Here is a 12,848-nt window from a genome sequence, read left to right on the forward strand (position 1 = left end):
TCACCCTAAAGCAACGCGGGGCCAGGGAACAGACTCACCTGGCCCGAAAAGCCGCAGCTCAAGCCGCTTTTGGCTTGGGCGGAAACTTCGGTGCGTGCAGACCCAACTGCATCCCGCGTTCAACCATGCCCATGATGTCTTCCTGCGCCACTTCGAACAGGCGCTTGAGGTTGGGCAGGGCGAAGTACAGCGGTTGCAGGATGTCGATGCGGTACGGCGTGCGCATCGCTTCCAGCGGGTCGAAGGCTTGGTGCTCGGGTTCGTCCGAGAGGCAGTACACGGTCTCCTTGGGCGAAGACAGAATGCCGCCGCCGTAGATGCGCCGGCCTTCGGGCGTGTCCACCAGGCCGAACTCGATGGTCATCCAGTACAGGCGCGCCAGGTACACGCGCTGTTCCTTGGTAGCGGCCAGGCCGAGCTTGCCGTAGGTGTGGGTGAATTCCGCGAACCAGGGGTTGGTCAGCAGTGGGCAGTGGCCGAAGATCTCGTGAAAAATATCCGGTTCCTGCAGGTAATCCAGCTCTTCACGGGTACGAATAAACGTCGCCACCGGAAACTGCTTATTGGCGAGCAATTCGAAGAAGGTCTGGAAGGGGATCAGCGCCGGCACCCGGGCGACTTGCCAGCCGGTAGTCTCGGCCAACACTTTGTTGACTTCCGCCAGTTGCGGAATGCGGTCATGGGGCAGGCCGAGCTTGTCGATGCCGTCCAGGTATTCCTGGCAGGCGCGGCCCTCGATCACTTTCAGTTGACGCGTGATCAGGGTGTTCCACACCGCATGTTCTTCGGGCGGGTAGTCGATAAAACCGTTCGCGTCGGGCTCGCGGGCCACGTACTGCGTCTGCTTCATACTGCTCTCCTGCTAGGCATTCGTTCTTGTTATGTCCTGGGATGAGCCTATTGATACGCCGCCTGGGCCAGGAATCCATCCTATTGCGGCACGGGTCTGTAGGAAAAGTTACTGGAATTCGTAAAGTTTTCGTTACGGTTGGGGCGTCTTGTTGTGTATGTGGCGTGTTTTGGGTGTGAATCGCCTCGCGACTGTCACATAATCTTGACGATTATCTGCGCCCAGCGGCAAATAGACGCAGCGCCTCCACCTCTTCGGGCCCTCTCATGCGTATCAAAGTGCATTGCCAGAACCGCATCGGCATCTTGCGGGACATCCTCAACCTGTTGGTGGAGTACGGCGTGAACGTCGCCAAGGGCGAGGTCGGTGGCGAACACGGCAACGCCATTTACCTGTTCTGCCCGAATCTGGTGAACCTGCAATTCCAGGCATTGCGCCCGCAGTTCGAAGCGATTGCCGGGGTGTTTGGCGTCAAGCGGGTAGGGCTGATGCCCAGCGAGCGTCGGCATATGGAACTCAACGCGCTGCTGGGGGCGCTGGAGTTTCCGGTGCTGTCCATCGACATGGGCGGCTCCATCGTTGCCGCCAACCGAGCGGCGGCGCAGTTGCTCGGGGTGCGGGTGGATGAGGTGCCGGGCATTCCGTTGTCGCGCTACGCCGAAGACTTCGATTTGCCGGAGCTGGTACGGGCCAGCAAGTCGCGAATCAATGGCTTGCGGGTCAAGGTCAAGGGCGACGTGTTCCTGGCCGATATCGCCCCGCTGCAATCCTCTGAACATGACGACAGCGAAGCCATGGCCGGCGCCGTGCTGACCTTGCACCGTGCCGACCGCGTGGGTGAGCGTATCTACAATGTGCGCAAGCAGGAACTGCGCGGCTTCGACAGCATTTTCCAAAGCTCCAAAGTCATGGCTGCCGTGGTGCGTGAAGCCCGGCGTATGGCGCCGTTGGATGCCCCTCTATTAATAGAAGGCGAAACCGGCACCGGTAAAGAGTTGCTGGCCCGCGCCTGCCACCTGGCCAGCCCGCGCGGGCAGTCGCCATTGATGGCGCTCAACTGCGCTGGTTTGCCGGAGTCCATGGCCGAGACCGAGTTGTTTGGTTACGGGCCTGGCGCGTTTGAAGGGGCGAGGGCGGAGGGCAAGTTGGGGCTGCTGGAGCTGACGGCGGGCGGCACGTTGTTTCTCGACGGCGTCGGCGAAATGAGCGCGCGGTTGCAGGTGAAGTTGCTGCGCTTTCTGCAGGACGGCTGCTTCCGCCGGGTAGGCAGTGATGAAGAGGTGTACCTGGATGTGCGGGTGATCTGCGCGACGCAGGTGGACCTTTCCGAACTGTGTGCCCGGGGCGAATTTCGCCAGGACCTTTACCATCGTCTCAACGTGCTCTCGCTGCATATCCCGCCCCTGCGCGAATGCCTCGATGGTTTGCCGCCGCTGGTGGAGCACTTTCTGGATCAGGCCAGCCGGCAGATCGGCTGCCCGCTGCCCAAGCTGGCGCCGGCGGCGATGGATCGCCTCAGCCATTACCACTGGCCGGGGAATGTGCGGCAGTTGGAGAACGTGCTGTTCCAGGCGGTTTCGCTGTGTGAGGGCGGCACCGTCAAGGCTGAGCACATTCGCCTGCCGGACTATGGCGTGCGCCAGCCGCTGGGGGATTTCTCCCTGGAAGGCGGGTTGGAGGAGATCGTCGGACGCTTCGAGAAGGCGGTGCTGGAGCAGCTGTATGCCGAGCATCCCAGCAGCCGACTGTTGGGCAAGCGGTTGGGTGTATCCCACACCACCATCGCCAACAAGTTGCGGGACTACGAAGTCGTCAAAGCCGGACGCGGTTAAACCTGTGGGAGGGGGCTTGCTCGCGAATGCGGTAGGTCAGTCGATACATAGGGTGACTGTCACACCGCATTCGCGAGCAAGCCCGCTCCCACATGGGTTCTTTGTCGGTCTTGATACCTGTACTTGCCGTTAGCGGCATAAGTCCGCCGTTTTTTCGACTCTCCTCCAGCCGTCATTTGCGCAACTCAAACCGCAAACCCCCGCCCCGCCTGGACTTTTGCGCATTTGCAAAAGTTGGTTCGCAAATTGCTTAAGCCTCATCAGTACAGCGGTGGACGGCAAGCGTCCGTCAGAAAGAGGAAAGAGCGTGGATAAGTACCTTTACGTGGCAATGACCGGCGCCAGCCAGAATGCACTGGCGCAGAAGGCCCACGCCAACAACTTGGCGAACGTTTCCACCAATGGTTTTCAGCGTGACCTGGAACAGGCGCGTTCGATGCCGGTGTTCGGTGACAGCTTTCCGGCGCGGGCCTTTGCCTTGACCGAGCGCCCAGGCACGGATTTTTCCCCTGGCGCGATGATTGAAACCGGCCGTGACCTCGACGTGGCCGTCAACGGCGATGGCTGGATGGCCGTGCAAACCCCGGATGGCGGTGAGTCCTACGTGCGCAGCGCCAGCATGAACGTTGATGCACTGGGCGTGCTGCGGGCCGGCAACGGGATGCCGATCATGGGCAACGGCGGTCCGATTGCCGTGCCGCCCCAGCAACAGATCGAAGTCGGCCAGGACGGCACCATCAGCATTCGCGCCATGGGCGAAGGCCCACGGGTGATGGCTGAAGTGGACCGGATCAAGCTGGTGCAGCCCGACCTCAAGAACATGACCAAGGGCCTCGACGGCACCATCCACACCAAGGATGGCCAGCCGGCGCAAGCCAATGCCAACGTCAAGCTGACGTCGGGCTTCCTGCAGGCGAGCAACGTGAACGCGGTTGAAGAAATGACGGCGGTACTGGCTCTGTCCAAGCAGTTCGAATTGCACATCAAGATGATGAACAGCGCCAAAGAAGACGACCAGGCCATGACCCGCGTCCTGGCAATGAGCTGATAGCAGCCACACACTAATTTTGTAGCGCGGCGCCATAAAACAGGCGCACGAAGGAGAAGAACATGCTTCCGGCTCTATACGTTGCCAAAACCGGTTTGTCCGCCCAGGACACCAACCTGACCACCATTTCCAACAACCTGGCCAACGTGTCGACCACGGGTTTCAAACGTGACCGCGCCGAGTTCCAGGACTTGCTCTATCAGATCAAGAAGCAGCCTGGCGCCCAGTCCACCCAGGACAGCGAATTGCCGTCGGGCCTGCAACTGGGTACCGGTGTGGCGATTGTTGGCACCCAGAAAAACTTCAGCGCCGGTAACTTGCAGCAAACCGGTCAGCCACTGGACCTGGCGGTCAACGGCAAGGGCTTCTTCCAGATCCTGCAGCCGGACGGCACCACCACCTACACCCGCGACGGTACGTTCCACCTGGACGCCAACGGCCAGGTCGTGACGGCCAACGGCTTCGCGCTGGAGCCGGCGATTGTGGTGCCGAACAACGCCCAGACCTTCACCGTCGGCAACGACGGCACCGTGTCGATCACCGTGGCCGGCAACCCGGCCTCCCAGGTGATCGGCAACCTGCAAACCGCCGACTTCATCAACCCGGCCGGCCTGCAGGCGATTGGTAACAACCTGTTCCTGGAAACCGCGTCCAGCGGCGCGCCGCAAATTGGCACCCCGGGCCTCAACGGCTTTGGTACCACCCTACAAAGCACCCTGGAAACATCCAACGTCAGCACCGTTGAAGAGATGGTCAACATGATCACCACTCAACGCGCCTACGAGATGAACTCCAAGGTGATTTCCACCGCCGACCAGATGCTTTCGTTCGTAACGCAGAATCTGTAATCAAGTCTATGGGGCCTCCTTGAAGGCGCCTGCAACACCGTGAGGTATGGGTCATGAATCGCTATGTTTCTGTTCTGGCATTGAGTGGGATTGCTGTGCTCGCGGGCTGTGTCGCCCCGACGGCAAAACCCAATGACCCGTACTATGCGCCGGTGTTGCCGCGCACGCCGCTGCCGGCGGCCGCCAACAATGGCTCGATCTACCAGGCCGGTTTCGAACAGAACCTGTACAGCGACCGCAAGGCCTTCCGGGTGGGTGACATCATCACCATCACGCTGAACGAGAGGACCCAGGCGAGCAAGAACGCCAACTCGCAGATCGGCAAGACCAGCAAGACCAGCATCGGCCTGACCTCGTTGTTTGGCGGTGGCCTCAACACCAACAACCCGGTAGGCAGCGGTGACTTGAGCCTCGACGCCGGCTACAGCGGCGACCGCGCCACCAACGGCAAAAGTGCGGCGGGGCAGGGCAACAGCCTGACCGGCTCGATCACCGTGACCGTGGCCGACGTGCTGCCCAACGGCATCATTGCCGTGCGTGGCGAGAAGTGGATGACCCTCAACACCGGTGACGAACTGGTGCGCATTGCGGGCATGGTTCGCGCCGACGATATCTCCACCGACAACACCGTGCCGTCGACACGGATTGCCGATGCACGCATTACCTACTCGGGTACGGGTTCGTTTGCTGACGCCAGTCAGCCGGGCTGGTTTGACCGTTTCTTCCTTAGCCCGCTGTTCCCTTTCTAGGTGATCACTTTGAACTTCAAACAGCTGATGGCTGCGATGTTGCTGCTGACCCTGAGCGCAGGCGCCCAGGCTGAGCGCTTGAAAGACATCGCGAGCATTTCCGGCGTACGGTCCAACCAGTTGATCGGCTACGGCCTGGTGGTGGGGCTTAACGGCACCGGTGACCAGACCACCCAGACCCCGTTCACCCTGCAGACCTTCAACAACATGCTCTCGCAGTTCGGCATCAAGGTACCGCCGGGTTCGGGCAACGTGCAGTTGAAGAACGTTGCGGCGGTGTCCATCAGTGCTGACTTGCCGCCGTTCGCCAAGCCGGGGCAGGTGGTCGACATCACCGTCTCGTCCATGGGTAACTCGAAAAGCCTGCGGGGCGGCACCTTGCTGATGACCCCGCTCAAAGGTATCGACGGCAACGTCTACGCGATTGCCCAGGGCAACCTGGTGGTGGGCGGCTTTGACGCCGAAGGCCGTGACGGTTCGAAGATCACCGTCAACGTGCCGTCGGCCGGCCGGATTCCCGGCGGTGCCTCCGTGGAGCGTACGGTGCCCAGCGGCTTCAACCAGGGCAACAGCCTGACCCTGAACCTCAACCGTTCCGACTTCACCACTGCCAAGCGCGTGGTCGACAAGATCAATGAGCTGCTCGGCCCGGGCGTGGCCCAGGCCATCGACGGCGGTTCGGTGCGTGTCACCGCACCGCTGGACCCAAGCCAGCGTGTGGACTACCTGTCGTTGCTGGAAAACCTTGAGGTTGACCCGGGCCAGGCGGTGGCGAAAGTCATCATCAACTCGCGGACCGGCACCATCGTGATTGGCCAGAACGTCAAGGTTTCGCCAGCGGCCGTGACCCACGGCAGCCTGACCGTGACCATCACCGAAGACCCGATCGTCAGCCAGCCTGGCCCGCTGTCCAACGGCCAGACTGCCGTGGTGCCCCGTTCGCGGGTGAATGCCCAGCAAGAAGCCAAGCCGATGTTCAAGTTCGGCCCCGGTACCACCCTGGACGAGATTGTCCGCGCGGTGAACCAGGTGGGCGCAGCGCCCGGCGACTTGATGGCGATCCTCGAAGCATTGAAACAGGCCGGCGCCTTGCAAGCCGACCTGATCGTGATCTGACGCCATGGCCATGGACATGCGCAAAAGCGGCCTGACCAGCACGGCGGACTCGGGTTCCTATTCCGACCTCAACCGGCTGAACCAGTTGAAGTTCGGCGACAAGAACAGCGACGGCAACATGCGCAAGGTCGCGCAGGAATTCGAGTCGCTGTTTCTCGGCGAGATGCTCAAGTCCATGCGCTCGGCCACCGAAGCCCTGGGCAAGGACAACCCGCTGAATACGCCGGCGGCCAAGCAGTACCAGGAAATGTACGACCAGCAGTTGGCGGTCTCCTTGTCTCGTGAGGGCGGTGGTATTGGCCTGGCGGACGTGCTGCTGCGCCAGATGCAGAAGAACAAGCCGGTGGACGCCCAGGCGGCCACCTTGCAAGGCCCGGCAGCTCCCGCGAAGAAAGTGGATGTGCCGACCGAAATTGCCGCCGGCACCCAGGCCGATGGCCCGCTGGGCCGCAGCAATGGTCAGCGGCCATTGTGGGCGTACCGCGTGGCCGTGCCTGAGGGCACCAATTCCCACGCCAACGACATGGCGCTGATGAACCAGCGCCGCATCTCGTTGCCGAGCAAGCTGACGGATCGTCTGCTGGCCGGCATCGTGCCGGGTGCCGATGCCTCCACCACTGTCGCCAAGGCCGCGCCGCTGCGTAACAGCGCCGCCGATGACGGTGTGATCAACAGTTCCGCCCGCAGCCTTGCCGCACTACCCCCTCGCGGGCAGATGCAGGTTTACGGTCGCGCCGTGGCCCAACCGCCGCTGGCGCCAGCGAAAAAAGCCTTCAGCTCGCAGGACGAATTTGTCGCCACCATGTTGCCGATGGCCAAGCAGGCCGCCGCACGGATTGGCATCGACCCACGTTACCTGGTGGCCCAGGCCGCTTTGGAAACCGGTTGGGGTAAATCGGTGATGCGTGCCGAAGACGGCACCAGCAGCCACAACCTGTTCGGCATCAAGGCCGGCCAGAGTTGGCAGGGCGAAAAGGCCCGGGCGATCACCAGCGAGTTTCGCGATGGTGCGATGGTCAAGGAGACGGCGCAGTTCCGTTCCTACAACTCCTACCAGGACAGCTTCCATGACCTGGTGACGTTGCTGCAAAGCAATGATCGCTATAAAGAAGTTGTGAAATCAGCCGACAACCCGGAACAGTTTGTGCGCGAGTTGCAAAAAGCCGGTTATGCAACCGACCCGGATTACGCCAGCAAGATTTCGCAGATCGCAAAAACGATGAACAGCTACCAGAACTACGCTGCCGCGGGCGCTTCCACTCATTTATAAGGTCTGAATCATGAGTTTGCTCAATATCGGGATGTCGGGGCTCAACGCCGCCCAAGGATCGTTGTCGGTCTTAAGTAACAACATCGCCAACGTCAACACCCCGGGATACTCGCGTCAGCAGACCACCCAGAACGCCAGTGCGTCGAATGCGTTCGGCGGCGTGTTCATCGGCACCGGTACGACCCTGGCGGATGTGCGCCGGGTGTACAACGACTTCTTGAACACCGCTTACCAGAACAGCACCGCCCTCAATAGCGACGCCAACGCTTACCTGGGCCAGGCCAGTGCAATCGACAAGACCCTGTCGGACAAGAGCACCGGCATGTCGGCCGTGCTCAGCGCTTTTTTCGCGGCAGCGCAGACGGCGGCGGCCACCCCCAGTGACGTGTCCGCCCGGCAATTGCTGGTGACCAGTGCCCAGACTTTGAGCAACCGGTTCAACGCGATTTCCTCGCAGTTGACCCAACAGAAAGAAAGCATCAACGGCCAGTTGAGCACCATGAGTGATCAGGTCAACAAGCTGACCTCCTCGATTGCGTCGTTGAACAAGCAGATTTCCCAGGTCCAGGGCTCGACGAGCAACGCGCCCGCCAACCTGCTGGATGCGCGTAACGAAGCGGTGCGCTCCCTCAATGAGCTGATCGGTGTCACGGCCACTGAAAAGGACGGCCAGGTCAACATCACCACCGGCACCGGGCAGTCGCTGGTAGACGGCGATGTCGCCAATACCATTTCGGCCGTGCCGAGCAAGAACGACAGCAGCCAGTACACCATCCAGATCAACATGGGCAGCACGTCCATGGACATCGGTTCGGTGGTCAGCGGTGGCAGCATCGGCGGCCTGATGCGCTATCGCAGTGATGTGCTGATGCCCGCAATCAATGACCTTGGCCGACTGGCCATTGTCACCGCCGATACCATCAACAATCAGTTGGGCCAGGGCCTGGACCTGAACGGTGATTTCGGCTCTTCGCTGTTCGGTGATATCAACAGTGCGGCGGCGATCTCCCAGCGTAGCCAGGGGACCGCGGGTAACAGCGCCGGCTCCGGCAACCTGAATGTGTCGATTGCCGACAGCAGCAAGCTGACCACCTACGACTACAAGGTCACGTTCACCAGCGGCAACCAGTACAACGTGGTGCGTTCCGACGGCAAGGCCATGGGCTCGTTCGATACCACCACCACGCCGCCGCCGGTGATTGACGGTTTCACCCTGGCGCTGGATGGCAAGGGGCCGATGGCGGCCGGCGACAGCTTCAAGGTCAGCCCCACCAGCAATGGCGCCAGCGGGATCGGCGTCGACCTGACGGACCCGAATAAACTCGCATTCGCCGGCCCATTGGCGGGCGTTGCCGGCAAGAACACCGGCACCGGCACGTTCACGCCGCCGCAATTGACGGTGCCGCTGGATATTCACGGCGGTGCCGATACCGCCCAATTGCGCACCGGGATCGAAAACTCGATGCCAGTGAAAATGGTATTCGGCGACAAGGCCGCGGACGGCACCCAGCCGTACACCGTCACCGACGCCCAAGGCTTCAAGATCGGCACCGGCAGCATCATTCCGGGCCAGGGCAACAAGATCACCATCAATGTACCGATGCGCGATGCCAGCGGTGCCGTGATCACCGGCAAGAGCTTCAGTTTTGATACCACCGTTGGCGGCTCGCCGGCCAACAACGACAGCACCACCTTCTCCTTCAACAGTGGCGCCACCTCCGACGGCCGCAATGCCCAGTCGCTGCTGGCGCTGCAAACCAAGGCAACCGTCGGCGTGACGGACGGCAACGGGGGCGTGAGCCTGGTCAGTGCCAACAGCCGCCTGGTGTCCCAAGTCGGTTCCAAGGCCGCCCAGGCCAATACCGACAGCACCGCGACGGGCGCGCTGCTGACGGCGAACAAGGCGGCTGCCAACTCGGTGTCCCAGGTCAACCTGGATGAAGAGGCGGGCGACATGATCAAGTTCCAGCAGTACTACACCGCGTCGTCGCAGATCATCAAGGCGGCGCAGGAAACCTTCAGCACACTGATCAACGCACTTTAAGGGAGTCTGGGACGATGCGCATTTCTACACAGCAGTATTTCGACACCAGCTCCGCCAAATACCAGGACAACTATTCCGGTGTGGTGAAGGCCCAGGACCAGGCGAGTTCCGGCGTCCGGGTGCAGACCGCTTCCGATGACCCGGTGGCCGCTGCCCAGTTGCTGATGCTGCAGCAGCAGAAAGACATGTTGGGGCAATACAACACCAACATCACCACCCTGCAAAACTCCCTGACCAACGAAGAGAGCGTGCTGCAGAGCATCAACACCGCGTTGCAGACGGCCCAGGGCTTGGCGCAGCAGGCCGGTAACATCGCCAAGAGCGATGACGATCGCAAGGCGATTGCCGCCCAGGTGGGTGCGCTTGAGGACCAGGTGTTGGGCTTGCTCAACTCCAAGGACTCCAGCGGCAACTACATGTTCTCCGGTGCCAAGACCGATACGCCGCCGTACATCCGCAACAATGACGGCACCTACAGCTACCAGGGTGACGAGACGCCCCTGAGCCTGCAGATTTCGAACAACCTTTCCATCTCCATGGGTGACACCGGCAAGGCGCTGCTGGAAAGCTCGTCCAATACCGGTCGCACTCAGGCCACGTTGCTGCCGCCATCCGTGAATGACGGCAAGGTGGGGATCTCGGCGGGCCTGGTCACGTCGAGCACGAAGTTTGCCAACAGCTTTTCCGATGGTCAGCCGTACAAGCTGACCTTCGCCAGCAGCACCCAATACAGCGTGACCGACAAGGACGGCAATGACGTCACGTCGGAGATCACCGGTAACGGTACGTTTGACTCCACCAAGGAAGGCTCCTCCAGCGTCAGCCTGCGGGGCGTCACGTTCGACATCCGGCTGAACCTGGGCAAAGACGTCGCGTCGGGCCCGGCATCCGATGCGCTGGTGGCGGGCAAGGAATTCTCCCTGGCAACCAAGCCCGACAGCTTCAGTATTTCCCGTACGGCCAGCAATCCGTCCACCGCGCAGTTGACCGGCGGCAGCGTCACGGACCCGGCGGCCTACACCAGCACCTTTCCCAATTCGGGTGCGGTGATCAAGTTCACCAGTGGCACCGATTACCAGGTGTTCGCCCAGCCGTATTCCGCCGACAGCAAGGCCATTGCCAGCGGCACCATGGCCGCCGGCGCGACGTCGATCACCACGGCGGGCCTGACCTTTGGTGTGAGTGGTACACCCGGAGCCGGTGACCAGTTCTCGGTTGGTGCCACCAGCAACAAGAACATGAATGCCCTGGATACCTTGGGTCAGTTGCGCAAGGCCCTGGAAACCCCGGCGGAAGGCAATACGGTTGCCTTGAATAACCTCAAGGACGTGGTCGCCACGAGCATTGGCAACCTGGGCAACGCTTCGGCGCAGATCGACCAGGTACGCGGCGCCATTGGTGCGCGACAGAACGCCATGGATATCCAGAGTGCGGAAAACACCAGCCTGGGCCTGGCCAATACCTCCACCATGTCGTCCCTGGCCAACGTTGATATGGGGCAGGCGGCGATTGACCTGACTTTGCAGCAGACCATGCTGCAGGCCTCGCAACTGGCGTTCGTGAAAATCTCCCAGCTGAGCCTGTTCAGCAAGATGTGATTCGGCGGCTGTAAACCTGCGGCTCACCCTGGAAACGGGGTGGGCCGTTGTTGTTTTTGGCGCTTGTATGTCCCCGTGTTTCGCACAAAGCGCAGAAAATTGAGTGACCTGTGAGTCATAAAGCGCATCTTCACTGTATCGTGTGAAAAGGATAGGTCGTCGCCAGGTCTCTGCGAGGTCCTGCCGCCAGGGTTAAAGGCGGTTTTCGGCGAGTTTTTTGCGGGGTTATCCCCATTATTGTCAGCACCCGGCGATGTGTTCCGCGGGGTGTTCTCCAGCTATTTAGTATTGGGAAGCCACAATGATTGGCATAAAAAGCATCGCCAGTTACGTGCCGGCAGACGGGATCGATAACTACGCCCAGGGTGCCAAATTCGCCAAGGATGAAGAATTCATCATTGGCAAGATCGGTTCGGCGTTCCTGCCGCGCAAGGATGCTGCACAGGAAACCTCCGATCTGTGCGTCGAGGCGGTCAACGCCTTGTTTGCCAACAACCCGGATTTGAAGCGCGAATCCATTGATGCGCTGATCGTCGTCACCCAGAACGGCGACGAAGAGGGCTTGCCTCACACCGCTGCCATCGTCCAGGACAAACTGGGCCTGCCGACTCACGTGGCGGCCTTTGATATTTCCCTGGGCTGCTCGGGCTATGTCTACGGCATCTATGCGATGAAGGGCTTCATGGAAGCCACCGGCCTGAAAAACGGCCTGCTGGTGACCGCCGATCCGTACTCGAAGATTGTCGACCCGGAAGACCGCAACACCACCATGCTGTTCGGTGATGCCGCGACGGCCACCTGGATGGGCGAAGACGCGCCCTGGCAGTTGGGCAAGGCCAAGTTCGGCACTGACGGTTCCGGTGCGCCGCACCTGAAGGTCAGCGATGGCGTGTTCTTCATGAACGGCCGCCAGGTGTTCAACTTCGCCTTGCTCAAGGTGCCGGCCCATTTGCACGAGCTGCTCAACGAGTCGGACCTCAAGGCTGACGAGATTGACGCGTTCTGCATTCACCAGGGCAGTGCGGCGATTGTCGACGCCGTGGCCCGGCGTTTCGAAGATGCGCCGGTGGACAAGTTCATCAAGGACATGGTCGAGACCGGCAACACCGTGTCCTCGAGCATCCCGCTGCTGCTGGAAAAGCACATGCTCGACTCCACCTGGAAGCGCGTCGCCATCAGTGGTTTTGGCGTGGGCTTGTCCTGGGGCTCGGCGATTTTGCATCGCCCTTGATGCCTTAAAGGCGCTGCACAAAAAAACGCCCATGATCGAAAGATCATGGGCGTTTTTTATTTGGCGCCAAAAAGCCAGCAAATGCTGGGGTTCGGGCTATCGTAAATGCTTGAATTACAAGGGGTGGCATCGTGCTAGTAAAAAAAATCAAAAAAGTCCTCAAGCAACCTGCTTTCACGACGATAACTATTACGAAGGTTCTCTAGGCCACACCCGGCGGTTGCCAGGGCCGGAAGCCGCAGTAAACAACCCACGAGGATTT

General features: G+C 60.9%; 10 protein-coding genes. 9 read left to right on the forward strand and 1 reads right to left on the reverse strand.

Annotated elements, in window-relative coordinates; all coding sequences use genetic code 11:
* Nucleotides 1–58 precede the first annotated feature (58 nt).
* Nucleotides 59–850, reverse strand: a complete 792-nt coding sequence (phhA, locus tag ACUN0G_RS21740; protein ID WP_063028067.1) for a phenylalanine 4-monooxygenase — start codon at nucleotides 848–850, stop codon at nucleotides 59–61.
* 266 nt (nucleotides 851–1,116) lie between these two features.
* On the opposite strand from phhA, the gene ACUN0G_RS21745 reads away from it, so the two are divergent.
* The 9 genes from ACUN0G_RS21745 (at nucleotide 1,117) to ACUN0G_RS21785 (ending at nucleotide 12,586) form a co-directional block, all read left to right on the forward strand.
* Nucleotides 1,117–2,682 carry a sigma-54-dependent transcriptional regulator gene (locus tag ACUN0G_RS21745; RefSeq protein WP_445574248.1) on the forward strand — a complete coding sequence of 522 codons (1,566 nt, stop codon included), beginning with the start codon at nucleotides 1,117–1,119 and terminating at the stop codon, nucleotides 2,680–2,682.
* A gap of 307 nt (nucleotides 2,683–2,989) precedes the next feature.
* A complete protein-coding gene (locus tag ACUN0G_RS21750) occupies nucleotides 2,990–3,730 on the forward strand; it encodes a flagellar basal body rod protein FlgF (RefSeq protein WP_421525351.1) in 741 nt (246 codons plus the stop codon).
* A gap of 62 nt (nucleotides 3,731–3,792) precedes the next feature.
* Nucleotides 3,793–4,578, forward strand: coding sequence for a flagellar basal-body rod protein FlgG (gene flgG / locus ACUN0G_RS21755; protein WP_017477441.1), 786 nt, complete (start codon nucleotides 3,793–3,795; stop codon nucleotides 4,576–4,578).
* Nucleotides 4,579–4,631: 53 nt separating this feature from the next.
* The gene (gene flgH, locus ACUN0G_RS21760) at nucleotides 4,632–5,327 is read left to right on the forward strand and encodes a flagellar basal body L-ring protein FlgH (protein WP_421525350.1); all 696 of its coding nucleotides are present in this window, start codon (nucleotides 4,632–4,634) and stop codon (nucleotides 5,325–5,327) included.
* A gap of 27 nt (nucleotides 5,328–5,354) precedes the next feature.
* Entirely contained in the window at nucleotides 5,355–6,443 is a 1,089-nt protein-coding gene (locus tag ACUN0G_RS21765; protein ID WP_258348581.1) for a flagellar basal body P-ring protein FlgI, read from the forward strand.
* Between the two features lie 4 nt (nucleotides 6,444–6,447).
* Entirely contained in the window at nucleotides 6,448–7,713 is a 1,266-nt protein-coding gene (gene flgJ / locus ACUN0G_RS21770) for a flagellar assembly peptidoglycan hydrolase FlgJ (protein ID WP_445574249.1), read from the forward strand.
* A gap of 10 nt (nucleotides 7,714–7,723) precedes the next feature.
* Nucleotides 7,724–9,757 carry a flagellar hook-associated protein FlgK gene (flgK, locus tag ACUN0G_RS21775; protein ID WP_421525348.1) on the forward strand — a complete coding sequence of 678 codons (2,034 nt, stop codon included), beginning with the start codon at nucleotides 7,724–7,726 and terminating at the stop codon, nucleotides 9,755–9,757.
* Between the two features lie 14 nt (nucleotides 9,758–9,771).
* Complete coding sequence (locus tag ACUN0G_RS21780; protein ID WP_445574250.1) at nucleotides 9,772–11,355, forward strand: flagellar hook-associated protein 3; 1,584 nt, start codon at nucleotides 9,772–9,774, stop codon at nucleotides 11,353–11,355.
* Nucleotides 11,356–11,656: 301 nt separating this feature from the next.
* The gene (locus ACUN0G_RS21785; RefSeq protein ID WP_063028079.1) at nucleotides 11,657–12,586 is read left to right on the forward strand and encodes a ketoacyl-ACP synthase III; all 930 of its coding nucleotides are present in this window, start codon (nucleotides 11,657–11,659) and stop codon (nucleotides 12,584–12,586) included.
* Nucleotides 12,587–12,848 lie beyond the last annotated feature (262 nt).

This window comes from Pseudomonas sp. 32A (assembly GCF_052682255.1).

What these genes read in the sequence shown, in the direction of transcription:
- phhA (WP_063028067.1), bottom strand. Translation starts at nt 850, where the DNA reads ATGAAGCAGACGCAGTACGTGGCCCGCGAGCCCGACGCGAACGGTTTT.
- ACUN0G_RS21745 (WP_445574248.1), top strand. Translation starts at nt 1,117, where the DNA reads ATGCGTATCAAAGTGCATTGCCAGAACCGCATCGGCATCTTGCGGGAC.
- flgG (WP_017477441.1), top strand. Translation starts at nt 3,793, where the DNA reads ATGCTTCCGGCTCTATACGTTGCCAAAACCGGTTTGTCCGCCCAGGAC.
- flgH (WP_421525350.1), top strand. Translation starts at nt 4,632, where the DNA reads ATGAATCGCTATGTTTCTGTTCTGGCATTGAGTGGGATTGCTGTGCTC.
- ACUN0G_RS21765 (WP_258348581.1), top strand. Translation starts at nt 5,355, where the DNA reads ATGGCTGCGATGTTGCTGCTGACCCTGAGCGCAGGCGCCCAGGCTGAG.
- flgJ (WP_445574249.1), top strand. Translation starts at nt 6,448, where the DNA reads ATGGCCATGGACATGCGCAAAAGCGGCCTGACCAGCACGGCGGACTCG.
- flgK (WP_421525348.1), top strand. Translation starts at nt 7,724, where the DNA reads ATGAGTTTGCTCAATATCGGGATGTCGGGGCTCAACGCCGCCCAAGGA.
- ACUN0G_RS21780 (WP_445574250.1), top strand. Translation starts at nt 9,772, where the DNA reads ATGCGCATTTCTACACAGCAGTATTTCGACACCAGCTCCGCCAAATAC.
- ACUN0G_RS21785 (WP_063028079.1), top strand. Translation starts at nt 11,657, where the DNA reads ATGATTGGCATAAAAAGCATCGCCAGTTACGTGCCGGCAGACGGGATC.